Below are 23701 nucleotides of genomic sequence, written 5' to 3' on the forward strand. Positions count from 1 at the left end.
GGATCCACCGGGCGTCGTCACAGCCGCCACGCCCGCAGGCTGTTCCGGGTGACGGTCAGCAGCCGACCGGCCCCTGGGGCCTGTCCGGCGACGGGCCCCAGCCCGCGCACGGCCGCGATCCCGCCGCCGATCCGCTCCCGCCCGAGCACCTCACCCCCGGCGCCCAGGCGGAACAGCGCGCCGCCCTCGGAGGCGACCACCGCGCCCCGCGCCGTGCGGACCACCCCGTGGGCCACCGGTGTCGCCACCTCGGCCCGCCACCGCCGCGTCCCGTCCAGCGGATCGACCGCCACGTACCCGCCCCCGGACCGCACCTCGCGGAACCACAGCATCCCGTTCACGAGCAGCGGCGCCTCACCAAGTAGCGGGCCCCGGTGGGTCAGCAGCCGCTCGCACCGCCGCCGAGCGTGCCAGAGCACCACCACCGTGCCGCCGGCACAGCTCACCGCGCAGCGATCGGCGTCCACCACCGTGAACACGGCACGCCCGTCGGCACCCGTCAACGGCTGGGGGAGCTGCCAGGACGCCAACTCCCGTCCGTCCCGCGGATCGAGCAGCCAGGCCCGTGCGCCGTCGCCCAGCAGGAGCCCGCCGGCCCAGGCGACCGGCAACTCCGTCGCCGACCACTCCCGTCCCCACGGCCCCGCCGTCCGCCACAACGGGCGACCGTCCGTCAGGTCGAAGGCCGCCGGCGGCGTGTACCCGCGCCACCCGCCGACCAGCACCACGCCGTCCGCGACGGCGACCTGGCCGGTCCACCGCGCCACCGGGGCCTGCCAGAGCACCTCCCCGGTGGTGAGGCCGAGGCACGACAGCACCGGCCGGTCCTGCGGCAGGACGAGCACCCGCTGCCCCGTGACGACCAGCGACCGCGGCCAGGCCCCCACCGGGACGTCCCACTCCGGTGCGCCGTCCGCCGCCCCCAGGCACACCAGGCGGGTGCCCCGCTCGTGCACCACCACCCGCTCACCCGCGACCGCGAACTTCGAGTACGCGCCCCGCTGGTGCAGCACCCGCTCCCACAGTTCCTCGACCATCGTCGCCCTCCCGCCCGCTCCCCACCCGGCCGAGGCCGGCCGGCGCCCGCCGGAGGCGAACCGGGCAGGATACCCCCGGACCGCGATCGAACCGGCCGCGGCCCACGCCCTCCGACCGTCACCCAGTCGGGTGATCCGATCGAGGCCCGGCCCGGGCGTACGGGCGGAGCGCGGACACTGGGCATCCCGGCACCTCCGCGGTGCCCGTGCCCGACAGGAGTGCCATGACCGCACCCCGAAGCGGGCACCCACGAGGAGCTGATGGCCGAACCCACCGACTACCGCGAGGCCTACCGGCTCCAGGCCGCCCAGTACGGCATCGGCGACCACCTGCCGCGCCAGACCACCACCGAACCCGACCAGCAGGAGGCGCAGTGAAAGCGTTCCACCCCACCTTCGGAGAACACGAGCGACGTCACGCGCGCCTGCGGGCGCGGCCGGCGGCGCGGCCTACGGCGTGCAGGCGGGCGGTGTCCGGGGTGGGGGGCAGCAGGGGTTCGAGTGCCTGCCAGGCGGCGGTGCAGAGCCGGTCGGCGTCGCGTTCGCTCGCGGCGGCGGCCCCGCAGTCGAGGAGGGCGTGGCGGGCCGCGTGGATGTCGGCTTCGGTCGCGTCGCCGGTGCGGATCGTCGTCCACAGGGCTTCGGCGGTGGGGCGGGGGAGGAGCGTGACGGCGTGCGCCAGCGGCAGGGTGACCTTGCCGTTGCGCAGGTCCTCGGCGACCTGCTTGGTGAGGGCGCCGTCCGCGCCGGTGACGCCGTGGAGGTCGGCGACGTCGTCGGTGATCTGGTAGGCGGTGCCGATCGCGGCCCCCCAGTCCAGCAGTGCGCGGCTCAATGCGGCGTCGGCGCCGGCGGCGATCGCGGCGATCTGGCAGCACGCCCCCACCAGGGCACCGGACTTCAGGCGGTGGGTGGCGAGGACCAGTTCCAGGAGCGGGGCGTTGTCGCCGGTGGCGAGGGCCCGGTCCATCTCGCGGTGGTGGCCCTGGATGTCGAGCGCCTGCCCGGCGTGGGCCGCCCGCAGTGCCGCGAGCAGGGCTTCGCGCATCCGGCCCTGCAGCGCGGGGTCGTCGGGAGCGCTCAGGGCGATGGCGCGGTCGAAGGCGAAGTAGGCGCAGGTGCCCGCGGTCAGGGCCGCGGGCAGGCCGTACACCTCGTGTGCGGCGGGCTTCGCGCGGCGCATCGTGGAGCCGTCCTGGACGTCGTCCACGATCAGCGAGCCGGTGTGGGCGAGTTCCATGGCGGCCGCCAGGACGCCGAAGCGGTCGCCGTCGCCGCCGAGCAGGTCGACGATCTGCATCAGCAGCATCGGACGAAACCGCTGCCCGCCCGCGTCCACCATGTGCCGCACGGGTTGGGCCAGGGCCCGGTGCAGTCGGCGGTCGAGGGCGTACGCCGTGTCGGCGGACAGGCCGCTGCCGTGCCCGCCCGCGAGCCACACGGCCAGTCCGCCCGGGGCGGGCGGGCAGAGCCGGTCCAGGTGGTGCTCGATCCCGCGGCCGGTTCCGGAAGCCTGGTTCACGGTGCACGGACCGTTCCCGAACGGTCCGACGTCCTCGGCAGGTGCCATAACCATGCACTCACCATAGGGTTGGGCAGGGTGAAGATGGTGGACCGAACGGCGGACGGCGTGGTCGGAAGTCCCGGAACGGGGCGTTGTCCGCCCGGCGGGTGCGCCGTCACCATGGAAGGCCCGGCCCGGTGTCCCGTCAAGGCGGCCGGCCGGCGCAGTCCCTCCGCCTCCACTCCGTCGTCGTTGGGGACCAGTACGCGCACGGGGGTTCCCTTTTGGGTCGGGGGAGTTCCTCCGCGCGCGCCGCCGCCGTTCCCGTCACCGTCGCGGCCGTCCCCCGCCGTGAGCGGCGCTGCCGTCGAGGAGCCCGGAGCGGGCCTTGGCAGGAGCCTGACACCGAGTCAGGTTACCCTTGGGTAATCAACGGATGTTCCCCGGTGAACACCCCTGGCCTGCCATGAAGGACCTGTACGTGCTCGATCACCAGTCCCGCCGTTCCGGCCGCCGTCTCGCCGGTTCGGCGCTGGCCCTCGCCACCGCCGTCTGCGTGCTGCCCGTCGCCCCCGCGGTCGCCGACCAGGCCCCCGCGCCGGCCCCGACCACGCAGGCCGACGCCACCCCGCACCTGGACGCGGTGGAACGGACACTGCGTCAGGTGTCCCCCGGCCTGGAGGGGACGGTGTGGCAGCGCACGGCGGGCAACCGGCTCGACGCGCCGGCCGACGACCCGGGCGGTTGGCTGCTGCAGACCCCCGGCTGCTGGGGCGACCCCTCCTGCACCGAGCGCACCGGCACCCGCCGCCTGCTCGACAAGATGCGCGAGAACATCTCCCACGCCACCCGGACCGTCGACATATCGACCCTGGCGCCCTTCCCGGACGGCGCCTTCCAGGACGCCATCGTGGACGGCCTCAAGGCCTCGGTCGCCGCCGGGAACTCGCCGCACGTCCGGATCCTCGCCGGGGCCGTGCCGCTGTACAACATCACCACGCTCCCGTCGAAGTACCGGGACGAGCTGGTGGCCAAGCTCGGCGGCGCCGCCGGCCGGGTCACGATCGAGGTCGCCTCGATGACCACCGCCAAGACCGCGTTCTCCTGGAACCATTCCAAGCTGCTGGTCGTCGACGGACAGAGCGTCATCACCGGCGGGATCAACAACTGGAAGAACGACTACCTCGACACCGCCCACCCGGTCACCGACGTCGACCTCGCGCTGAACGGCCCGGCCGCCGCCTCCGCCGGCGCCTACCTGGACACCCTCTGGGACTGGACCTGCCGCAACACCGGGGTGTTCTCCGCCGCCTGGTTCGCCTCCACCGACGGCGCCGCCTGCACCCCCGACCTGGAGAAGCGGCTCAACCCGCCGGCCGACCGGGCGCCCGCCACCGGCGACCAGTCCGTGATCGCCGTCGGCGGCCTCGGCGTCGGGATCCGCGACAAGGACACCGCCTCCGCCCACCGCCCGGGCCCGGTGCCCACCCCGAACGACCTCAAGTGCGGTCCGATCGGCCTGCACGACAACACCAACGCCGACCGCGACTACGAGACCGTCAACCCGGAGGAGCCCGCGCTGCGCGCGCTCATCGCGAGCGCGAGCAGCCGCATCGACATCTCCCAGCAGGACGTCACCGGCCCCTGCCCGCCGCTGCCCCGCTACGACGTGAGGACCTTCGACCTGCTCGCGGCCAAGATGGCCGAGGGCGTGAAGGTGCGCATCGTGGTCAGCGACCCGGGCACCCGGGGCACGGCCGGCAGCGCCGGCTACTCGCAGATCAAGTCCGTGGACGAGATCAGCGACACCCTCCTCGCCCGCCTCACCGCCCGCCTCGGCGACCCGGCGCAGGCCGAGGCGACGATGTGCCGCAACCTCCAGCTCGCCCCGTTCCGCGCCGCCGCCACCCCGACCTGGGCCGACGGCCACGCCTACGCGCTGCACCACAAGCTGGTCTCGGTCGACGGATCCGCCTTCTTCCTCGGCTCCAAGAACCTCTACCCGGCCTGGCTGCAGGACTTCGGCTACGTGGTCGAGAGCCGCGCCGCCGCGGCGCAGCTCGACGAGCGGCTGCTCACCCCGCAGTGGCAGTACTCGCAGGCTGCCGCGACCGTCGACTACAGCCGGGGCCGCTGCGAGCACTGACCCCGGACGTCACCGGGCGAACCCGCGTGTGGGATGCCTTGGCCGCGGGTCGCGCCGCGAGTAGTCTGCGGCGCGACCCGGAACCGTGCCTTCGGAGGCGCCATGCTGAACCTGTCGGTCCTGCTCGAGGATTCCGCCCGTACGCACCCGGACCGGGACGCGGTGGTCCTCGGCGCGACGCGGCTCACCTACGCCCAGGTCGACGCCGCCGCGAACCGGGTCGCCAACCTGCTGGTGGAGCGCGGGATCCGGCCCGGCGACCGGGTGGCGCTGAGCTGCCCGAACCTGCCGCAGTTCCCGATCGTCTACTACGGCATCCTCAAGGCCGGCGGGGTGGTCGTCCCGCTGAACATCCTGCTCAAGGCGCGCGAGGTGGCCTACCACCTGCGCGACGCCGAGGTGCGGGCGTACTTCTGCTTCGAGGGGACGCCGGACCTCGCCATCGGGACGGAGGGCCGGAAGGCGTTCGAGGAGGTCGAGGGCTGCGAGCAGTTCTTCCTGATCACCGCCGACCCGGCCGCGCCCTCGCCGTCCGAGGGCGCGGAGACCCTGGACGCGGCTCTTGCCGGTCGGTCGCCCGTCTTCGACCCGGTGGCCACCGAGGCGACCGACACCGCGATCATCCTCTACACCTCGGGCACCACCGGGCAGGCCAAGGGCGCCGAACTCTCCCACGTGAACACGGTGTTGAACGTGCTGGCGTGCAACCGGCTGTTCCGCGGCGCACCGGCCACCGACAGCCACCTGCTCTGCCTGCCGCTGTTCCACACCTTCGGCTCCACCGTCCAGATGCACACCGGCTTCTCGACGGCCGCGACCCTCCACCTCGTGCCGCGCTTCGACCCGGAACTGGTCGTGCGGCTGATGGACACTGAGGAGATCACCTTCTTCGCCGGTGTCCCGACCATGTGGTGGGCCCTGCTGGGCGCCCTCACCGACGCCGTCGACGTGGACCGGATCGCCCGCAACCTGCGCATCGGCGTCTCCGGCGGTGCCCCGCTGCCGGTGGAGCTCCTCAACCGGATCCAGGAGCGGCTGCACATCCGGATCCTGGAGGGGTACGGCCTCTCCGAGACCTCGCCGGTGGTGACCTTCTCCGACCCGGACCGCGAGCCGCGCCCGGGCTCCGTCGGCGTGCCGATCTGGGGCGTCGAGCTCAAGCTGGTCGACGCCGACTGGTCGGAGGTCACCGGGCCCGGTGCCGTCGGCGAGATCGCGGTCAAGGGCCACGCCGTGATGAAGGGCTACTACAACCGGCCCGAGGCCACCGCGGAGGTGATCAGGGACGGCTGGTTCCGCACCGGGGACCTGGCCCGCCGGGACGAGGACGGCTTCTACTACATCGTCGACCGGGCGAAGGACATGATCATCCGGGGTGGCTTCAATGTGTACCCGCGCGAGATCGAGGAGGTGCTGATGACGCACCCGGCGATCAGCCTCGCCGCGGTCGCCGGCGTGCCCCACGAGAGCCACGGCGAGGAGGTCAAGGCGTACGTGATCCTCCACCCCGGCGCCGAGGCCACCCCCGAGGAGCTGATCGCCTGGGGCAGGGAGCAGATGGCCGGCCACAAGTACCCGCGGATCGTGGAGATCGTCGACGACCTGCCGATGACCGCCACCGGGAAGATCCTCAAGCGCGAACTCAAGTGACCGGCAGGGGAGCTCGCTGCTCTCGACGGTGCGGGCGAGGCACCCCCGCCCGGGTGCGGTCCGGCGCGCCCGGGCGGAGTGCCTCGCGAGGGTGACGGCGGTCAGCGCAGTCCGGCGAAGAGGTCGGTCTCGGGCACGGACGTGCCGGTGGAGTCCTGGACCCGGACGAAGGTCTCCACGCCCCACAGTTCGTTGAACCGCTCCTTGCCCATCCGCAGGAAGAAGATGTTCTCGCCCTGGCTGGCGTGCGCGGCGAGGGCGTCGAACTTCTGGTCGGCGAACTCGGTGGTGTCCACCCAGGTGGTGATCTCCTCGTCGGGGAGTCCGATCCCGGGCAGTTCGCCGGCCTCGGTCGGGTCCGGCTCCTCGAAGTCCGCGCCGAACTCGCGCATGAGCTCCCCGAAGCGCTTCACCATCGAGTGCGGCGCCGTCGTCCAGTAGACCTTGGGCGTCAGCCCGGTCAGCTCCAGCGCCGCCATCGTGATCCGGTGTGCCTGGATGTGGTCGGGGTGGCCGTAGAACCCGTTCTCGTCGTAGGTGACGACCACGTCGGGCTGGTACCGGTGCATCAGTTCGGCGAGCCGGGCGGCGCCCTCCGGAACCGGCGTCTGCCAGAACGAGCCGGGTGCGTCGTTGGTCGGCCAGCCCATCATCCCGGAGTCGGCGAACTCCAGCAGCTCCAGGTGGCTCACCTTCAGGACCTCGCAGCTCGCCTCGAGTTCCTGCCGGCGCATCGCGGCGACGGCCGCGGGGTCGTGCCCGGGGTCGCCCGGCTTGACACCTCCCGGGCCGTCACCGCAGCCGCCGTCGGTACACGTCACGAGGACCGTGCGGATGCCCTCCGCCGCGTAGCGGGCGAGGACACCCCCGGTTCCGCTGGCCTCGTCGTCAGGGTGGGCGTGCACTGCCATCAGCGTCAACGGCCGGTCAACCATGTAAACCATCCTCCGGTCTGCACGTGCTCGGGACGTGCTCGTTCCGAGTCTGCGTCACGACGGCACTCGACCGCCGCGCAATAACGGGGTCAACCGATCGGTCGGGCTCCTGCTTCCCGGAGGCGGAGACGATCGTCGGGCCGGCGGGCGGGCAGCCGTCGCTCAGCCGCCGAGCAGCCCGTCCACCAGGGAGCGCAGCCCGTCCCGGTAGGTGTCCTCGGCGGTCAGCGGCTCCCAGCGTCCGGCGACCCGTGCCAGCCGGGGCAGCTCGTTCGGGTCGATCCCGGCGAAGACCTGCTCGCGGTAGGTCGGGCGGTCGTCCGCGCTGCGCCGGCGGGCAGCCGTCGCCCGGACCACGATCTCGCCGGCGGTGTAGTACCAGATCGCCCGGTAGCCCTGGACGGCCCGCTCGATCGACAGCCCGCAGCCGACCAGGCCGTCGACGATCTGCTCGACGAACCACAGGGCGTGGGTGGACATCAGGTCGTCGGCGGTCAGCACCTCGACGATCCAGGGGCAGTCGGCGAGCGCCTCGTGGATCGCGGCCGCGGCGGCGACGACCCGCTCGCGCGGCTCGCCCGGCAGCTCGACGGGCCGCAGGGCGCGGGCGGCGTAGTCGTCCAGCAGCAGGACGAGCAGCTCCTCCTTGTTGCGGACGTGGTGGTAGAGCGCCATCGGCGTGCTGCCGACCTCGGTGGCCAGGCGACGCATGGTCAGCTTCCCGACCCCCTCCTCGGTCACGATCCGGCGGGCCGTGGCGACGACCTCCTCCCGGGAGATGCGGGGAGGTCGACCGGTGGCCTTGCGCGGTGCGGAGGGCTGCTGCATGCCCCCATCATCCCCCGGGGCTCGACAGCGGTGATCCTTCGGGGTAGTTTTCTTACATGTACGAAAACGCGCTGACGCCCGCCGGTCCGGCGGAGCGGCACCGGGAAGGGAACACCCTCATGACGACGACTCCGATCGCCTCGGTCGACCTGTTCGCCTCGGCCCTGCACATCCACCCCGACGGCGACGTCCGGGCCACCGAACGCCGGATGACCGGCGGCGACCCCGGCGCCTGGCAGATCGCCACCTTCCACGTGGAGACCGACGCCGACGTCCACGCCGACCACTGGGAGATGCACCCCGAGGCCGAGGAGGCGGTCTGCTGCCTGGCCGGCGGCGTCCGTGTCCACTTCCGCCCCACCGCTCCCGGCGACACCGAGGAGACGGTGCGGCTGGCGGCCGGCACCGCCGTGGTCGTCCCGCGCGGCCGCTGGCACCGCCTGGAGCTGGACGAGCCCAGCGACCTGATGTCGATCACCCTGCGCACCGGCACCCGGCTCGAACGGCGCGGCGACGGCGACTGACCGCGGACCGGCGGACCTCCCGGGCGTCGCGGCAGCCCGTGGTACCGCGGTACTACGCGCGAGTCGATGATCGGTCCCCGGTACCACGGATCCGGCCGCCCCTGCCCCTAGCGTGGGAGGCGAGGGCGGCCGGGACGGCCCGGCCCCGGAGCACAGGGATGACCGATGATCGAGGCGCACCAGCTCACGAAGCGGTACGGCGAGAAGACCGCCGTGGACCGGCTGGACTTCACGGTCCGGCCGGGTACGGTGACGGGCTTCCTCGGGCCCAACGGCGCGGGCAAGTCCACCACCATGCGGATGATCGTCGGGCTCGACGCCCCCACCGGCGGGACGGTCCGGGTCAACGGCCGCCGCTACGCCGAGCACGCGGCGCCGCTGCAGGAGGTCGGCGCGCTGCTGGAGGCCAAGTCGATCCACCCGGGCCGCTCCGCCTTCAACCACCTGATGGCCCAGGCCCACACCCACGGCATCCCGCGCCGCCGGGTCGACGAGGTCATCGAGCTGACCGGGCTGCAGTCGGTCGCCCGCAAGCGCGCCGGGGCGTTCTCGCTCGGCATGGGCCAGCGGCTCGGCATCGCCTCCGCCCTGCTGGGCGACCCGGCCACCGTGATGCTGGACGAGCCGGTCAACGGGCTCGACCCCGAGGGCGTGCTGTGGATCCGCAACCTCCTCACCGGGCTCGCCGCCGAGGGGCGCACCGTCTTCGTGTCCTCGCACCTGATGAGCGAGATGGCCCTGGTCGCCGACCACCTGATCGTCGTCGGACGGGGCCGGTTGCTGGCCGACACCACCGTGCAGGAGCTGGTCCGCCAGGCCGGCGGCGACGTGGTCAAGGTCGCCAGTGCGGACCCGGCCGCGCTGCGAGCCGCGCTGGGCGGACCGGGCGTGGAGATCACCGGCCGGGCCGGCTCGGAGGAGCTCCTGGTCACCGGCCGCACGGCCCGTGAGATCGGCCTCGCCGCGGCGGAGCTGGGCATCGCCCTCTTCGAGCTCACGGCACGATCGGTCTCCCTGGAGGAGGCGTTCATGGAGCTGACCCGCGACGCCGTCGAGTACCACGGCACCACCACGGCCACTGCCGTCACCGGCACCGAGACCCCGAGGAGCGCGGCATGAACCGCGGTACGACCGTCGCACCGAGCCCGACGTCGGACGCGCCCGCGGACCCGCGGTCCGCCCGCCCCGTCTACAAGGTGACGGCGCTGCGCGTGCTGCGCTCCGAGTGGGCCAAGCTGTGGTCGCTGCGCTCCACCTGGATCACCCTCGGCCTGGCGCTGCTCTTCCTGGTCGCCTTCGGTCTGATCGCCGGGTCCCAGTTCAAGTCGCGGCTCACCGACGGCCGCCCGATGGAGCGGGACTTCGCGGCGGCCAGCGCGCTGAGCCTGTCGCTGTTCGGCACCAACTTCGCCCAGTTGGCGCTCGGCGTCCTCGGCGTCCTGGTCGCCGCCGGCGAGTACTCCACCGGCATGATCCGCTCCACCCTGGCCGCGGTGCCGCGTCGGCTGCCGGTGCTGTGGTCCAAGGCCGCCGTGTTCGGGGCGATCGCGCTGCTGCTCGGCACCGTCGGGGCGTTCGCCACCTTCCTCGTCGACAGCCGCATCCTCGCCGACACCCGCGTGGCGATGACCCTCTCCGATGCCGGGGTGGTGCGCGGCCTGTTCGGCGCCGGGCTGTACCTCGCGCTGGTCGGCGTGATCGGCGTCGCGCTCGGTGCCCTGCTGCGCTCGGTGGCCGGCGGCATCGCCGTCCTGGTGGCCACACTGATGCTGATCCCCGGGCTGACCGCCCTGCTGCCCAGCTCCTGGCAGGACCACATCAGCCCCTACCTGCCCAGCCACGCCGGCCAGTCGATGTTCGCCCTCCACCACGACACCACCATGCTCTCGCCGACGGCCGGGCTGGTCGTCTTCCTCGGCTGGACGGTGCTCGCCCTGGCGGGGGCCGCGGTGCGCCTGGTGCGCAGCGACGCCTGACGGCTCGGGGAGCCTGAGAGACTCGGAGTGCGGCGCCGGAGCAGACCGGCGCCGCTTTCCGCGATCACGACGACACGCCACCAGGGAGGTGCCACCGGTGAGCGACCACGCCACCACCGCCGACCCGTCCGCCGGAGCCGAGGTCCTGTCCGGCCCGCTGTTCGGGCGCCTGGCCCGGATCGGCCAGCGGGTGCGGCAGGCGGACCGTGACCACCCCTGGGTGCTCGACGCCGCCGTGGTCGCCGCCGTCTTCCTGCTGTTCTGCCTGCCCGACCTGCTCCCCGGGCACGCCGAGGGCGGCTACCGCGAGCACCGGATCGTCCTCACCCGGCTGTCGCTGCCCGCGACGCTGGCGCTGCAGGCGGGCGTGGTCGTCCCGCTGCTGTGGCGCCGCCGTCGGCCCACCGCGGCGTTCGTCGCGATCATGGCGGTGTTCGTCCTGCAGTGGTCGCTGAACGTCGGCCTGCGCGCCGACGTCGCCCTGCTGGTGGCCCTCTACAGCCTGGCCCTGCACGGTCGGCTGCGGCACCTGGCCTGGTCCTGCGCGGCCATGGTCGGCGCCGTCACCGTGGTCGCCGTCGCGGTGTCCGGCGGCGGACTGCCGGTCGGGGACGCGCTGTTCTTCCTGTTCAGCGCCGCGACGGCGGCCGTCGCCCTGGGCATCGCGGTGCGCGTCCGCCGCGCCCAGCTCGCCGGACTGCGCGAACGCGCGGCCCGACTGGAGGTCGAACGCGACCAGCGCAGCCGGCTCGCCGCCGCCACCGAGCGCGCCCGGGTGGCCCGCGAGATGCACGACATCATCGGCCACAACCTGTCCGTCATCGTCACCCTCGCCGACGGCGGCGCGTACGCGGCCCAGGCCGCCCCCGAACGCGGCCGGGAGGCGCTGCTGCTGATCGGCGACACCAGCCGCCAGGCGCTCGGCGAGCTGCGGCGCATGCTCGGCGTGCTGCGCGACCAGGGCGAGGAGGCCGCCGAGTACACCCCGCAGCCGGGCATCGCCGACCTCGACGGGCTGTGCACGCGCATCCGCGCCGCCGGGCCGCAGGTGGTGTACACAGCGGCCGGCGACCTCGGCCGGCTGGACCGCGGCATGCAGCTGATGGCGTACCGCATCGTCCAGGAGTCGCTGACCAACGCCCTCAAGCACGCCGGACCCGACACCCGGGCCCACGTCACCCTGACCGCTGACGCCGACCGGCTGCGGGTCCGCGTCCAGGACAGCGGCCCGCCCCCCGGTGCCCGCACACCCGCGCAGCCCGGCGGCGAGGGCCACGGCCTCGCGGGCATCCGCGAGCGCGCGGCGCTGTACGGCGGCACCGTCACCGCGGGCCCCGGCCCCGGGGCAGGATGGACCGTCGACGCGGTACTCGACCTCACCCCCGACCCGACAGGCGGCCCGACGTGACCACCGTCCTCATCGTGGACGACCAGCCACTGCAGCGCTACGGCTTCCGCATGCTGCTGGAGAGCCAGCCCGACACCGAGGTCGTCGGCGAGGCCGCCCACGGCGGCGAGGCCGTCCGGCTCACCGCCGACCTGCGGCCCGACGTCGTACTGATGGACATCCGGATGCCCGGCATGGACGGCATCGAGGCCACCCGGCAGATCGTCGCCGGCGGCGGCCGCTCCCGCATCCTGGTGCTCACCACCTTCGACCTCGACGAGTACGCCCACGCCGCGCTGCGCGCCGGTGCCAGCGGCTTCCTGCTCAAGGACGCCCGCCCCGAGGAGCTGCTCTCCGGGATCCGCTCCGTCGCCGAGGGGGACGCCGTCGTCGCCCCCGCCATCACCCGGCGCCTCCTGGACGCCTACGCCCACCGCCTGCCGGCCCGCCCGCCCGGGGCCGAGCCCGTCCCCGACCCCCGGCTGGACGCCCTGACCGACCGCGAACGGGAGATCCTGGTCGCCGTCGCCCGCGGCTGGACCAACGGCGAGATCGCCCAGCGGCTGGTGCTCGCCGAGTCGACCGTCAAGACGCACGTCAGCCGGGTGCTGGCGAAGATCGGCGCCCGGGACCGGGTGCAGGCGGTGATCTTCGCGTACGACCGCGGGCTGACCCGCCCGCAGCCACCGGCCTGAGCGCTCACGGGCTGCCCGGTGCCCCGGCGTCCGGCTCACCGGTCTCAGGTTCGCGGGTCTCCGGCTCGCGGGCGTCCGGCTCATCGGCGTCGGCCGGCGGCGCGGTGCGCTGGAGCGGGCGGAGCACCACGGCGCCGGCGGCGAGCCAACCGGTGGCGAGGAGCCAGCCGCCGAGGACGTCCAGCGGCCAGTGCACCCCGAGGTAGACGCGGCTGAGGCCGATCACGAGGGCGAACACCGCCGCGCCCGCGATCGCCTCCCCGGCCGCCGCCGAGTGGGCCCGGGCGAGGGCCAGCGCGAGCAGGCCCGCGCTGAGCGTGGCGGTGAAGGAGTGCCCGGACGGGAAGGAGAACCCGGACGCGTCCGTCGCCCAGTTCATCTGCGGCGGCCGGGGCCGTCCGCAGGCGTGCATCACCCCCAGCCGCACCAGCTGGCCCGCGACCAGCCACAGCACCGGTGCCGCCAGCAGCAGGACGGCACGGCGCGGATTCCGGGGCACAGACGCGGCCCGGAGGGTGACGGCCCCGGCGGCCAGGGCGAGCAGGTACGGCACCACGGCGGTGCCGAGCCAGGTGAGCGCGACGGCGGCGCTGCGAGCGGCGTAAGGCCGGTGGGCGGCGCTCCAGTCGTTCACCGCCTGCTCGAACGGGAACGGCGCCCAGCCACGGCTGGCCAGCAGCAAGGCCAGCGCGGTGAACAGCAGTGCCGCGGCGGCGGTGACGAGCGGCCACGGGCCGTCGAGCGGGCGGGCACCCCTCGCTGCGAGGTCCATCGGGCACTGCGCCTTTCCTCGGGGACGGGAGCCGGCCGAAGCCTCCGACCGGGCGGACGGCGACGCCATGCCCATGCTCCCGGCGCGCACCACCGGGCGGCGCTCAGCCACGCCACGCCGATGCTCCCGATGCGCGGGCGTCAGTCGGCCGCGCTGTCGGTCACGGTGCCGACCGTGGTGCCCGCCGTGATGACCAGCCAGCCGAGGAGGGGAATGCCCAGGGTGACGGCGAACGGCGGCTGGACGGTGGTGAAGAGGAAGCTCCCGAGCATGGCGGCGACGGTCGCCAGGCCCACGAGCAGGAGCAGTCCCCGGGCGAGTACGCGGGCGACGGCCGCGAAGGCCCGGGGCGGCCCCGCGTCCCTGATGTGTGCGTCCATCGAGACCCCCTCGATCGCGTCCGGGTCGGAACGGTCAGGCCTCGAGGGCCGCCGCCGTGATGCAGGCGGTCATGAGCAGCCAGCACAGGACGGGGATGCCCAGGGCGAGGGCGAAGGGCCACTGGGCGAGGCAGAGGATGAAGCTGCCGACGAAGGTGAAGGGGATGAGCCACGATGCGGCCACGGCCGGGATCGACATCGAATCCCCGCGCGGCCAGGCCAGGCCGTAGGCGGTCAGGGCCGTGCCCGCGCCGATCAGGAGGGCCACTTTGAGGGAGCTCAGCCAGGGGATGTCGGGCACCGTGGCGCGGTGTCCGTGCCAGGAGACCTCCACGAGCCGGCCGTTCCAGATCTTCAGGTCCACGTCCGTGCCGACCTTGGCCTCGTCGTAGAAGGCCTCGCCGACGCTGATGGTGTGGGCGGAGGCCGTCTCGCGGGAGACGGTCAGGTCGTAGGAGGTGGAGTCGCCGCTGGTGTCGACCTTCCGCGCGGTCACCTTGCCCGTCTCGTGGCGGACGCAGGGCGCGCCGGGCGCGGCGGCGGCCGTTCCGCAGTCCGGGGCGTCGCGGTAGGCGTCCACCGAGCGGTAGGCGTCCACGTACCAGGTGAATGCGAGGGCGACGGTGGCCAGGCCTGCCACCAGGAGCAGTGCCTGGGCCACTACACGGCCGATCACTTCGGCGATCCGGGCCGGGCCGGGCGGCCTCGCGTCCTCGATCCGTGCGCTCATCGAAACCCCCTGGATCCGCGTCCCCGGGCACCTCCCCGGTGTCCTGGCAGGGATGCTCCCAGGGACGTTCCCGGCGGGGGAGCATCCTGCCCTTCTTGTAACGGAGTTGTGGAACTTCCGTCGCGCGGGGCGGCGCGGGGCGGGGCAGGGTGGCGTGGGTCAGGGGAGCATGAGGGCGGCGAGTTCGTCGAGCAGTTCGGTGACCCGGCGGGCCCGGTCCGGATCCGGGATGGCCTTCGCGATGACGGGTTCGGCGGGCTGGGCGACCCGGGCGTGGATGGCGCTCCGGGCCCGGTCGGAGACGGTCAGCAGGGTGCGCCGCCCGTCGGCCGGGTCGGCGGCGGCGTCGAGCAGGCCGGCCTCGCGCAGCCGGGCGACGGAGACGGAGACATGGCTCTGGGCGAAGCCGGTGCGGACCCGGATCTCCTGGACGGAGGTGGCGGGATGTCGGTAGACGTCGGAGATCACGGCGATCTCGCCGGCGGTGAGGTGCGCGGAGGCCGGGTCGGTGATCATCGCGCGGCTGAGTTCGGTCAACCGCTTGCCGAGTCTGAGGAGTTGCACGCCGTCCATGTCCACCAGAATACATCTTCACAGATGCATCGGTGGCGATGTAGATTGCCGGGCATGACGACCTCCGAACCGCTCAGCCCGGTCTCCCGCACCGCCCTGTCCGTCGCCCTGGTGCGGGCCTACGAGAGCTCGCGCCCCGACCCGCTCTTCGTCGACCCGTACGCCGCCGCGTTCGTCACCGCCGCCGACGTGCCGACTCCCGCCGCCGGCCCGGACAGCAGCTTCGCCAAGCGCCTGGTCGCGCACGGCATCCTGCGCACCCGCTTCTACGACGACCGCCTGCTCGCCGCCGCGGCCGACCAGGTGGTGCTGCTCGCGGCCGGCCTCGACACCCGCGCCTACCGGCTGGACTGGCCGGCCGGCACCCGGGTGTTCGAGCTCGACCTGGGCCCGGTGCTGGCCTTCAAGGAGCGGGTCCTCGACGGGCTCGGCGCCGAGCCGCGGACCGGGCGCACCACCCTGCCCACCGACCTGCTGGACCCGGACTGGCCCGCCCGGCTGGTCGACGCCGGGTTCGACCCGTCGCGCAGCTCGGCCTGGCTGGCCGAGGGCCTGCTGGTCTACCTCGCGCCCGAGGAGGCCGCCGCCCTGCTCACCGCGGTCGCCGGTCTCGCCGCCCCGGGCAGCCGGCTGCTGCTGGAGAAGGGCCGGGACGTCGCCGCCACACCGCACGACCCCGCCCTCGCCCACATCACCGACCTGTGGCGCGGCGGACTCGGCCCGGACACCCACGAGTGGCTCGACCGGCACGGCTGGAGCACCGAACTCACCACCCTGGAACGTCTCGGGGAGGCCTACGGTCGTCCGCTGCCGCGCCCCACCAGCTCGGGCTTCATCGAAGCGGTGCGCCGGACGACCGGCTGAACCCCGTCCAGGGCGGATCGCCGCTCGGTCCGGATCCGGTAAGCCCGACGGGGCACCCGGCCCCGCCGGGGGCGGCGCCCGGGTGGCGGGGCCGCCCGGCGGCGGCGAAGGTGTCACAGGGGGTCACACCGAATGCCCCGGGACGACGGGGCAGCACCGCACGGAAGAGACCGCAGATGCCTGAAGTGACCGCTGAGCACTACCAGCCCGGCACGCCGTGCTGGGTCGATCTGATGGCCCCTGACCAGCAGGCGGCCATCGACTTCTACAAGGACCTGCTCGGCTGGGAGGGCGAGATCGGCCCGCCCGAGTTCGGCGGGTACGCGATGTGCACGCTGAACGGCAAGCCGGTGGCCGGAATCATGAGGGCCCAGCCGATGAACGAGGGGGACCCCACCCCGCCGACGGTGTGGACCACCTACCTGGCCAGCGCCGACGCGGACGCCACCCAGGCCGCGATCGGCGCGGCCGGCGGCACGGTGATGTTCCCGGTGATGGACGTGGGCACCGTCGGCCGGATGCTGGTGGCGACGGACCCGACCGGCGCCGTCTTCGGCGTCTGGCAGCCGCTCGACTTCTACGGCGCGGTGGTGGTCAACGAGCCGGGCGCACTGACCTGGAACGAGCTGCACACCTCGGACATCCCCGCCGCCGCGGCCTTCTACAAGGACGCCCTGGGCATCGCCTCCGCCCCGATGCAGGGCGTGGACGACTACCACTCGCTCAACGTCGCCGACCGCCCGGTCGGCGGTATGACCACCATGGAAGGCACACCTCCCGGGACGCCCCCGCACTGGCTGACCTACTTCCGGGTGGACGACACCGACAGTACGGTCGACGCGGCGGTGAAGGCGAAGGGCAACGTGCTCGTCCCGCCGTTCGACATGAGTGCGGGCCGGATGGCCGTCCTCCAGGACTCGCAGGGCGCCGTCTTCGCGGTGATCAACCCGTCGACGTAAGTCGGCCGAGCCCGCGTCTCCTGTCAGTCCCGTCGGCCTCGGCCGGCGGGACTCCTGACGCATGCCGTCCTCCTCCTCGATACGGCCCCCGCGCGGGGAGGCTGCCCAGGGGTGAGGGCGCCGATGCACACGTCACTCCGGAGTGTGGTTCCAACCGCTTTCCACACCACCGTTGTTGACGTCAGGTCACCAGGTGGCGGGCTTCGGCGGCCAGATGTCGGCCGCGAGCACGCCGGTGGCGTAGGCGCGGGCGACCAGGGCGGTGCGGTTGGGGACGCGCCACCGGCGGGAGAGCCGGGCGAGGTGGTAGTTGACGCCGTCCGTGGTGAGCCCGATCTCCCGGGCGATCTGCGCGGTGGTCGCGCCCCGGGCGGCCGCAGCGAGGATCCGGGCCTCCACCGGGCTGACCTCGGTGCGCGGGCTCGGCGGCGGTGCCTCGCGGGGCGCCTCGATGGTGCGCAGCGAGAGCAGCAGGTTCGGGGTCTGCTCGGGGGTGTCGCTGACCAGGTCGACGGTCATCTCGCCGTGCCGTTCGCCGCCCACGGCGGGCGTCCAGGAGACCCGGGCCGGGTACTGCGAGCGGCGGTGCATCCGGACGGCCTCGGCGAGCGCCTGCAGGGTGTCGCTGTCCCGGAGGGTGAAGAACTCGAGGATCTTCCGGTCGCGAAACTGCCCCGGCAGGAGGCCGAACTCGGCGGCCATCGCGCGGTTGACGATCAGGGTCCGGCCGCCGAACTCGACCACCGCGATCGGCAGCGGCACGTGGTCCATCAGGCGCAGCGCCCGGTTGCGCCAGATCACTGCCGCATCCTGCCGGCGCCCCGGCGCCGGGCCGCAGCCCTCGGTCGGTCCCATCCGTGCTCTCTCCTCCCCCGTGGCGTCCGCGCGCAGCCGGAGCCGGCGGTCCATGGGCAAGTCCGCGGACGCTCCGGGTACTACACAATCATGTAGTGATCACGGCCGGGCCTCCCTCCCGGTGGGCACAGAGTGGGGGGAGCCGAAATTTTCTGCTGCGGGAGGGACCCACCATGACCGACACCATCACCGAGTCCAGGGCCGGAACCGGGGCCGGAACCGAGAGCGAAGCCGGCCGCGGGACCCCGGCCGTCCCCCTGGTGGACATCTCGTCGGCGCCGCCGATCGCCGCCCCGATGCTGCGGACCATGGAGCTGGCCAGAGTGCACGGCCCGGCCTTCATGCAGCGGCTGCACGGCCGGGACACCCTGATCGTCAGCGGCCTGGAGCTGGTAGAGGAGCTGGCCGACGAGACCCGGTTCACCAAGTCGATCGGACCGGGCCTGGAGAACGTCCGTCAGTTCACCGGCGACGGCCTGTTCACCGCGTACAACGAGGAGCCCAACTGGGCGCGGGCGCACGACATCCTGATGCCCGCCTTCGCGCTCGGCTCGATGCGCACCTACCACCCGGTGATGCTGCGGGTGGCCCGCCGGCTGATCGACTCCTGGGACCGCCGGGAGAGCGCCGCACTGCCGGTGGACGTGCCCGGCGACATGACCCGGATGACCCTGGACACCATCGGGCTGGCCGGCTTCGGCTTCGACTTCGGCTCCTTCGAGCGGGACGAGCCGCACCCCTTCGTGGACGCGATGGTGCGCTGCCTGGAGTGGGCGATGACCAAGCTCACCCGCGACCCCGAGCTGGACCACGCCGAGCGTGACGCCGCCTTCCGGTCCGACGCCGACTACCTGGCCAACGTGGTCGACGAGGTGATCGCCACCCGTGCCGGGGAGGAGGAACAGGGCCCGGCCGAGGACCTGCTGGGCCTGATGCTCGGCGCGGTCCGCCCCTCGGACGGCACCCGGCTGGACGCCGAGAACATCCGCAACCAGGTGATCACCTTCCTGATCGCCGGCCACGAGACCACCTCGGGTGCGCTCTCCTTCGCGATGTACTACCTGGTCAAGCACCCGGCCGTGCTGCGGCAGGTGCAGCAGGAGGTGGACGCGCTCTGGGGTGACCAGGCCGACCCGGAGCCCTCCTACGAGGACGTCGGACGGCTGCGGTACACCCGGCAGGTGCTCAACGAGGCACTGCGGCTGTGGCCCACGGCGCCGGCCTTCAGCCGCGAGGCGCGCGAGGACACCCTGCTCGGCGGGCGGATCCCGCTGCGCGCCGGGGAGACCGTCTTCGTCTCGACCCCGATGCTGCACCGCGACCCGGCGTGGGGCGACAACCCCGAGCTGTTCGACCCGTCCCGGTTCGACGCCGAGCCCGAGGCGGCCCGCTCCCCGCACGCCTTCAAGCCCTTCGGCACCGGCGAACGCGCCTGCATCGGGCGGCAGTTCGCGCTGCACGAGGCGACCATGCTGCTCGGCATGCTGGTCCACCGCTACCGGCTCATCGACCACGCCGACTACCGGCTGACCATCAAGCAGACCCTCACCATCAAGCCCGACGAGTTCACCCTCGGCCTCGCCCGGCGCACGCCCGCACCCGCGACCGCCGAGCCCGCAACCGGCTCGGGCACCCGGGCCGGCGCCGCCGCCGAGCGCCCCGGACGGGTCCGCCAGGGCACCGGGCTGCTGCTCCTGCACGGCTCCAACTACGGCGCCTGCCGCGAGTTCAGCCGGCAGCTCGCCGAGGCGGCCGCCGACCTCGGCTGCGAGACCGCGATCGCCCCGCTGGACGCGTACGCGGAAGGGCTGCCCACCGACCGTCCGGTGGTGATCACCGCCGCCTCGTACAACGGGCAGCCGACCGACGACGCCGCCGCCTTCGTCCGCCGCCTCCAGGAGGACGGCGCGCAGGACGGCACCGCGGACGCTGCGGCGGCGGGTGTCGAGTACGCGGTGCTCGGCATCGGCGACCGCACCTACGCCGCCACCTACCAGCGCATCCCCGCCCTGATCGACGACCGGCTCGCCGCCCTCGGCGGCACCCGGCTGCTCGACCGCGCCGAGGCCGACGCCTCCGGAGACCTGTCCGGCACCGTACGGCAGTTCACCGAGGCGCTGCGCCTCGCCCTGCTGGAGCGGTACGGCGACGCCGACGCTCCCGCCGCGCCGCAGCGGGAGGCCGCGTACACGGTGACCGAGGTGTCGGGTGGACCGCTGGCCGCGCTGGCCGCCCGGCACGACATGGCCGAGCTGACCGTCACCGCCGTCGACAGCCTGACCGACCCCGGATACCCCCGGGTCAAGCGGCTGGTCCGCCTCGCCCTGCCCGAGGGCGCCGGCTACCGGACCGCCGACCACCTCACCGTGCTCCCGGCCAACGACCCTGCCCTGGTCGAGCGCGCCGCCAAGCTGTTCGGCGCCGACCCCGAGGCCGTGCTCAACATCGTCGCCCACCGGCGCACCGGCCTGGCCGTGGACCGCCCGCTGTCGGTGCGTGAACTGCTCACCCACCACGTCGAGTTGCAGGACCGCCCGACCGCCGGGCAGCGCGCCGCGCTGGCGGACCTCAACCCCTGCCCGCCCGAGCAGGCCGCGCTGCGCGCGCTGCCCGAGGACGACCCGCGCACCCTGCTGGACCTGATCGAGGACCACCCGGCCCTGCAGGGGAACCTGACCTGGCCGGTGCTGCTGGAGCTGCTGCCGCCGATCCGGCCCCGGCACTACTCGATCTCCTCCTCGCCCGCCTGGGACGCGACCGAGGTGGACCTGATGGTCTCCGTGCTCAGCGCCCCCGCCCGCTCCGGCCGGGGCACCTTCCGGGGCACCGGCTCCGGTCACCTCGCGCGGCTGGCGGAGGGCGACACCGTGCTGGCCCGGGTCCAGCCCTGCCGGGAGGCGTTCCGGATCGGGCACCGCACCCCGGTGATCATGATCGCGGCCGGCACCGGCCTGGCGCCCTTCCGCGGCGCCGTCGCCGACCGGCGCGCGCTGCGCTTCACGGGCGCCGAACTCGCCCCCGCGCTGCTGTACTTCGGCTGCGACGCCGCGGAGGCGGACTACCTGCACCGGTTGGAGCTGGAGACGGCCGAGCGGGAGGGCGCGGTCTCGATGCGGCCCGCCTTCAGCGAGCGGCCGCAGGACGGGCGGCGCTTCGTCCAGGACCGTATCGCGGCGGAGGCGGAGGAGGTCTGGGCGCTGCTCGAGGCGGGCGCCGAGGTGTACGTGTGCGGCGACGGCGCGCGGATGGCGCCGGGTGTCCGGGCGGCGTTCCGGGAGCTGTACCGGGAGCGGACGCCGGGGGCCGACGAGCAGCGGGCGCAGGCCTGGCTGCAGGGGCTGATCGAGGCCGGGCGGTACGTCGAGGACGTGTACGCGGGCTGAGGCCCGGCTCCTGACGCGGCCGTCGGCCCGCTGCGCGAGGCGGCGGGCCGACGGCCGCGTCCCGGGGGACGGGAGTCCCGGGGTCAGTACACGTTGACCCCGTACGCGGCGAGCGCCGCGTTGACCGGCTGGAAGAAGGTCGTCCCGCCGAGGGTGCAGTCGCCGTTGCCGCCCGAGGTGAGGCCGAGCGCCTTGGTGCCGTCGTACAGCGGGCCGCCCGAGTCGCCGGGCTCGGCGCAGACGTTGGTCTGGATCAGGCCGCTCACCGTGCCGGCGTCGGTGTAGCGGACGGTGGCGTTGAGCCCGGTGACCTTGCCGCCCCGGGTGCCGGTGGTCGAGCCGGTGCGCTTGACCTGCTCGCCGACGAACGCGTTCGGCGCGGAGGTGAAGCCGCCGGGGTGGGCGAGCGCCGAGTTGTCGTAGCGGACGAGCGCGTAGTCGTGCCCGGGGAAGGTGGAGGCGACGGTCGGTCCGATCGACGTCTTGTGGGCGGAGTCGGTGTACCACTGCGCGGCGACGTTCCCGCAGTGCCCGGCGGTCAGGACGTAGTGGGCGTTGGCGTCCGCCACGTTGAAGCCCAGCGAGCAGCGGTACTGGCCGCCGTAGATGGCGTCGCCGGCGGCGAGCAGCGGGGTGAAGGTGCCGTGGACGCGCTGGATGGTCAGGATGGCGGCGTCGTCCCCGGCGGCCCTGGTGATCCGGTTGAGCGCCGCCGGGGAGACGGTGCTGTCGGCGGTCAGCACGACGCGTCCGGCGGCCGGGTCGACGTACCACGCGGTGCCGTCGACCTCGGCGCGCAGGACGGTGTCGCTGACGGCCGCGAGCCGTTCGGGTGTGGGGGTGGGTGTGGGGGCGGGGGCGGCCGCGGCGCCCGGCACGGCGACCGCGGTGGCGGTCAGCAGGCCGAGGGCGACGGCGAGCAGGCGGGTGCGGCGCCGGGTGGTGCCGGGGGAGGGGGTCCTGCGCTTGGTCCTCACCGATCTCCTCTGGGAGTGAGGGGCCCCGTGCGGGTCGGGGGCCGTGAGGCGCGGTCAGACGGTGGGCGGACCCCGGCCGTGCTGTCCGGAAGCACGACGGATGATCTGCCCCTGACAGGCGCTGACCGGAAGTATCAGGAACCGGACCTTTCGGTACAAGCTTCCTGACCGGGTGTCGGCGGACCCGCGCGCGGTCGGACGAGCGCGCGGATCCGCCGTTCGGCGGTACCCCGCCGGTCGAGGGGGCAGGCGGGCACCGGCTCCGGCTCGGCGAGCCGCCGTCCGCGGTGGAGGGCACGCAGGGCGAGCGCGCACAGCACTCCGAGGGCGCACAGCGCCAGCCAGAGGAGCGCGGACAGCTTCCGACCGCTCTGGCGAGTCGTCAACTCTGGCATGTGAAAAGCGATCAGAGGAAAGTGTTATCTGCGCGGTCCGGTGAGGTCTCCCAGGTGCGGGAACGGACGCGCGATGCCGCGGGTGAGGGTCCGCGGCGGGCCGACGGAGTTCGAGATGGGGCGCTCCGCGCGGAGGTGCAGGCCTCCGACCGCGTCCGTTCCCGCCGCGCCGCCGGATCGTCCCGTCCGGGCCGGGCGCGCCCGGCGGTCCGCCCGTTCCCCCCACGACGGCGGACCGCCGGGTTCACCCGCCGGCACTCGTGCGGTCCGGCCCCGGCCGTTGCCGGAGAACTCAGCCGTTGCCGAAGAAACCGAGGGCGCCGATCGCGCAGATGCCGCCCGCACCCATGAACACCGGGGTCAGCACCTTGAGTTCCACCCAGCTGCCGGCGCGGAAGCGCATGCCCTTCGGCGGACCGATCGGGTGCCAGCGCTTGCGCCCGATCGGGATCGGCCACAATACCGGGCAGCCCGAGACGGTCAGCGCGTCACCGAGGCAGTGCACCAGGGCGCCGAGGGCGATCGGCAGCCCGATCCACAGGTACTCCTGGCCGGGCTGGTCGAAGAGCCACTGCGAGCCGTTGCCGGGCCGGTCCAGGACCTCGGCGAGCATCCACGCGCTGGTCGCCCCCAGCAGCCACACCAGGACATCGCTGGAGACCCGGGCATGACGCCACAGCAGCCCCTCGATCGCCAGCACCATGTGCACGAACAGCACCGCCAGCACGCCCCAGCGGCCGCCGAACCCGGCCACCGCCGCGGCGCCCGCCCCGCACAGCAGCGCCCAGGGCCAGGTGTGCGTCAGCGTCCGGTGGCCGCCCGAGCGGCGCGGGTCACCCTTGCCCCGGGTGGCCTTGTAGACGGCGTACGAGAGGTTGTCGATCACCTCGCAGAGTGCCCGGGACACCGGCCCGAACGCCCGGGATATCGTGGCCGCCTTGTGGTCGAGGTCGGGCGCCAGGGCGGCGCCCGCGCAGATCAGCGCCCCCGCCACCAGGACCGGCCAGGGCATCGGCTCCCCCATCCCGGCCGCGACCGCGCCCACCCCCAGCCAAGCCGCCGCGCCCGACAACGAATGCGCCGGTCCCATCATGTCCGTACACCCACCGATCCGATCCGATCCGTCCTCAA

At 73.9% G+C, this 23701-nt stretch carries 21 protein-coding genes; 10 read left to right on the plus strand and 11 right to left on the minus strand.

Annotation, left to right across the window (positions count from 1 at the left end; genetic code table 11):
- Positions 1–17 precede the first annotated feature (17 nt).
- A complete protein-coding gene (locus tag ACZ3TI_RS19020) occupies positions 18–1037 on the minus strand; it encodes an outer membrane protein assembly factor BamB family protein (protein WP_465727509.1) in 1020 nt (339 codons plus the stop codon).
- A 415-nt stretch (positions 1038–1452) separates the two neighbouring features.
- Positions 1453–2613, minus strand: a complete 1161-nt coding sequence (locus ACZ3TI_RS19025; protein ID WP_465727511.1) for a polyprenyl synthetase family protein — start codon at positions 2611–2613, stop codon at positions 1453–1455.
- A 409-nt stretch (positions 2614–3022) separates the two neighbouring features.
- On the opposite strand from ACZ3TI_RS19025, the gene ACZ3TI_RS19030 reads away from it, so the two are divergent.
- Positions 3023–4687 carry a phospholipase D-like domain-containing protein gene (locus ACZ3TI_RS19030; protein WP_465727513.1) on the plus strand — a complete coding sequence of 555 codons (1665 nt, stop codon included), beginning with the start codon at positions 3023–3025 and terminating at the stop codon, positions 4685–4687.
- Between the two features lie 102 nt (positions 4688–4789).
- The gene (locus tag ACZ3TI_RS19035) at positions 4790–6337 is read left to right on the plus strand and encodes a long-chain-fatty-acid--CoA ligase (protein ID WP_465727515.1); all 1548 of its coding nucleotides are present in this window, start codon (positions 4790–4792) and stop codon (positions 6335–6337) included.
- A gap of 101 nt (positions 6338–6438) precedes the next feature.
- Here ACZ3TI_RS19035 and ACZ3TI_RS19040 read toward each other — a convergent pair whose 3' ends face one another.
- Together ACZ3TI_RS19040 and ACZ3TI_RS19045 are read right to left on the minus strand one after the other, a co-directional pair.
- Complete coding sequence (locus ACZ3TI_RS19040) at positions 6439–7272, minus strand: PIG-L family deacetylase (RefSeq protein ID WP_465727517.1); 834 nt, start codon at positions 7270–7272, stop codon at positions 6439–6441.
- Positions 7273–7434: 162 nt separating this feature from the next.
- Positions 7435–8100 carry a TetR/AcrR family transcriptional regulator gene (locus tag ACZ3TI_RS19045; RefSeq protein ID WP_465727519.1) on the minus strand — a complete coding sequence of 222 codons (666 nt, stop codon included), beginning with the start codon at positions 8098–8100 and terminating at the stop codon, positions 7435–7437.
- A gap of 119 nt (positions 8101–8219) precedes the next feature.
- Between ACZ3TI_RS19045 and ACZ3TI_RS19050 the strand changes: the two genes are divergently transcribed.
- From ACZ3TI_RS19050 to ACZ3TI_RS19070, 5 genes are all read left to right on the plus strand, one after another.
- Positions 8220–8624, plus strand: a complete 405-nt coding sequence (locus ACZ3TI_RS19050; RefSeq protein ID WP_465727521.1) for a cupin domain-containing protein — start codon at positions 8220–8222, stop codon at positions 8622–8624.
- Between the two features lie 165 nt (positions 8625–8789).
- On the plus strand, positions 8790–9743 hold the full coding sequence (locus tag ACZ3TI_RS19055; protein WP_465727523.1) for an ABC transporter ATP-binding protein: 954 nt from the start codon (positions 8790–8792) through the stop codon (positions 9741–9743).
- Positions 9740–10600, plus strand: a complete 861-nt coding sequence (locus ACZ3TI_RS19060; RefSeq protein WP_465727525.1) for an ABC-2 transporter permease — start codon at positions 9740–9742, stop codon at positions 10598–10600. The genes ACZ3TI_RS19055 and ACZ3TI_RS19060 overlap by 4 nt, the downstream gene beginning before the upstream one ends.
- A gap of 97 nt (positions 10601–10697) precedes the next feature.
- A complete protein-coding gene (locus ACZ3TI_RS19065) occupies positions 10698–12008 on the plus strand; it encodes a sensor histidine kinase (protein WP_465727527.1) in 1311 nt (436 codons plus the stop codon).
- Positions 12005–12682 (plus strand): response regulator, encoded by a 678-nt coding sequence (locus tag ACZ3TI_RS19070; RefSeq protein WP_465727529.1) that lies wholly within the window; start codon positions 12005–12007, stop codon positions 12680–12682. Before ACZ3TI_RS19065 ends, ACZ3TI_RS19070 begins: the two co-directional genes overlap by 4 nt.
- 4 nt (positions 12683–12686) lie before the next feature.
- On the opposite strand, the gene ACZ3TI_RS19075 is transcribed toward ACZ3TI_RS19070, so the two are convergent.
- The 4 genes from ACZ3TI_RS19075 to ACZ3TI_RS19090 form a co-directional block, all read right to left on the minus strand.
- Positions 12687–13454, minus strand: coding sequence for a phosphatase PAP2 family protein (locus ACZ3TI_RS19075; protein ID WP_465727531.1), 768 nt, complete (start codon positions 13452–13454; stop codon positions 12687–12689).
- A gap of 140 nt (positions 13455–13594) precedes the next feature.
- Positions 13595–13834, minus strand: a complete 240-nt coding sequence (locus ACZ3TI_RS19080) for a hypothetical protein (protein WP_465727533.1) — start codon at positions 13832–13834, stop codon at positions 13595–13597.
- 34 nt (positions 13835–13868) lie between these two features.
- Positions 13869–14564: a hypothetical protein gene (locus ACZ3TI_RS19085; RefSeq protein ID WP_465727535.1), complete on the minus strand. Its 696-nt coding sequence runs from the start codon at positions 14562–14564 to the stop codon at positions 13869–13871.
- Positions 14565–14723: 159 nt separating this feature from the next.
- Positions 14724–15137, minus strand: coding sequence for a MarR family winged helix-turn-helix transcriptional regulator (locus tag ACZ3TI_RS19090; protein WP_465727537.1), 414 nt, complete (start codon positions 15135–15137; stop codon positions 14724–14726).
- A 54-nt stretch (positions 15138–15191) separates the two neighbouring features.
- Here ACZ3TI_RS19090 and ACZ3TI_RS19095 point away from each other — a divergent pair, with 54 nt between their 5' ends.
- Both ACZ3TI_RS19095 and ACZ3TI_RS19100 read left to right on the plus strand, forming a co-directional pair.
- Positions 15192–16001, plus strand: coding sequence for an SAM-dependent methyltransferase (locus tag ACZ3TI_RS19095; protein WP_465727539.1), 810 nt, complete (start codon positions 15192–15194; stop codon positions 15999–16001).
- Between the two features lie 176 nt (positions 16002–16177).
- Positions 16178–16960 carry a VOC family protein gene (locus tag ACZ3TI_RS19100; protein ID WP_465727541.1) on the plus strand — a complete coding sequence of 261 codons (783 nt, stop codon included), beginning with the start codon at positions 16178–16180 and terminating at the stop codon, positions 16958–16960.
- Between the two features lie 186 nt (positions 16961–17146).
- Here the strand turns inward: ACZ3TI_RS19100 and ACZ3TI_RS19105 are convergent, their stop codons facing one another.
- Positions 17147–17761 carry a helix-turn-helix transcriptional regulator gene (locus ACZ3TI_RS19105; RefSeq protein ID WP_465727543.1) on the minus strand — a complete coding sequence of 205 codons (615 nt, stop codon included), beginning with the start codon at positions 17759–17761 and terminating at the stop codon, positions 17147–17149.
- A gap of 227 nt (positions 17762–17988) precedes the next feature.
- On the opposite strand from ACZ3TI_RS19105, the gene ACZ3TI_RS19110 reads away from it, so the two are divergent.
- Positions 17989–21198, plus strand: coding sequence for a bifunctional cytochrome P450/NADPH--P450 reductase (locus ACZ3TI_RS19110; RefSeq protein WP_465727545.1), 3210 nt, complete (start codon positions 17989–17991; stop codon positions 21196–21198).
- 83 nt (positions 21199–21281) lie between these two features.
- Here the strand turns inward: ACZ3TI_RS19110 and ACZ3TI_RS19115 are convergent, their stop codons facing one another.
- Together ACZ3TI_RS19115 and ACZ3TI_RS19120 are read right to left on the minus strand one after the other, a co-directional pair.
- Positions 21282–22175 carry a S1 family peptidase gene (locus tag ACZ3TI_RS19115; protein ID WP_465727547.1) on the minus strand — a complete coding sequence of 298 codons (894 nt, stop codon included), beginning with the start codon at positions 22173–22175 and terminating at the stop codon, positions 21282–21284.
- Between the two features lie 687 nt (positions 22176–22862).
- Complete coding sequence (locus tag ACZ3TI_RS19120; protein ID WP_465727549.1) at positions 22863–23663, minus strand: metal-dependent hydrolase; 801 nt, start codon at positions 23661–23663, stop codon at positions 22863–22865.
- Positions 23664–23701: the final 38 nt, after the last annotated feature.

Source organism: Kitasatospora sp. NPDC023120 (assembly GCF_055560835.1).

What these genes read in the sequence shown, in the direction of transcription:
- ACZ3TI_RS19020 (WP_465727509.1), bottom strand. Translation starts at nt 1,037, where the DNA reads ATGGTCGAGGAACTGTGGGAGCGGGTGCTGCACCAGCGGGGCGCGTAC.
- ACZ3TI_RS19025 (WP_465727511.1), bottom strand. Translation starts at nt 2,613, where the DNA reads ATGGTTATGGCACCTGCCGAGGACGTCGGACCGTTCGGGAACGGTCCG.
- ACZ3TI_RS19035 (WP_465727515.1), top strand. Translation starts at nt 4,790, where the DNA reads ATGCTGAACCTGTCGGTCCTGCTCGAGGATTCCGCCCGTACGCACCCG.
- ACZ3TI_RS19040 (WP_465727517.1), bottom strand. Translation starts at nt 7,272, where the DNA reads ATGGTTGACCGGCCGTTGACGCTGATGGCAGTGCACGCCCACCCTGAC.
- ACZ3TI_RS19045 (WP_465727519.1), bottom strand. Translation starts at nt 8,100, where the DNA reads ATGCAGCAGCCCTCCGCACCGCGCAAGGCCACCGGTCGACCTCCCCGC.
- ACZ3TI_RS19050 (WP_465727521.1), top strand. Translation starts at nt 8,220, where the DNA reads ATGACGACGACTCCGATCGCCTCGGTCGACCTGTTCGCCTCGGCCCTG.
- ACZ3TI_RS19055 (WP_465727523.1), top strand. Translation starts at nt 8,790, where the DNA reads ATGATCGAGGCGCACCAGCTCACGAAGCGGTACGGCGAGAAGACCGCC.
- ACZ3TI_RS19060 (WP_465727525.1), top strand. Translation starts at nt 9,740, where the DNA reads ATGAACCGCGGTACGACCGTCGCACCGAGCCCGACGTCGGACGCGCCC.
- ACZ3TI_RS19075 (WP_465727531.1), bottom strand. Translation starts at nt 13,454, where the DNA reads ATGGACCTCGCAGCGAGGGGTGCCCGCCCGCTCGACGGCCCGTGGCCG.
- ACZ3TI_RS19080 (WP_465727533.1), bottom strand. Translation starts at nt 13,834, where the DNA reads ATGGACGCACACATCAGGGACGCGGGGCCGCCCCGGGCCTTCGCGGCC.
- ACZ3TI_RS19085 (WP_465727535.1), bottom strand. Translation starts at nt 14,564, where the DNA reads ATGAGCGCACGGATCGAGGACGCGAGGCCGCCCGGCCCGGCCCGGATC.
- ACZ3TI_RS19090 (WP_465727537.1), bottom strand. Translation starts at nt 15,137, where the DNA reads ATGGACGGCGTGCAACTCCTCAGACTCGGCAAGCGGTTGACCGAACTC.
- ACZ3TI_RS19095 (WP_465727539.1), top strand. Translation starts at nt 15,192, where the DNA reads ATGACGACCTCCGAACCGCTCAGCCCGGTCTCCCGCACCGCCCTGTCC.
- ACZ3TI_RS19100 (WP_465727541.1), top strand. Translation starts at nt 16,178, where the DNA reads ATGCCTGAAGTGACCGCTGAGCACTACCAGCCCGGCACGCCGTGCTGG.
- ACZ3TI_RS19110 (WP_465727545.1), top strand. Translation starts at nt 17,989, where the DNA reads ATGACCGACACCATCACCGAGTCCAGGGCCGGAACCGGGGCCGGAACC.
- ACZ3TI_RS19120 (WP_465727549.1), bottom strand. Translation starts at nt 23,663, where the DNA reads ATGATGGGACCGGCGCATTCGTTGTCGGGCGCGGCGGCTTGGCTGGGG.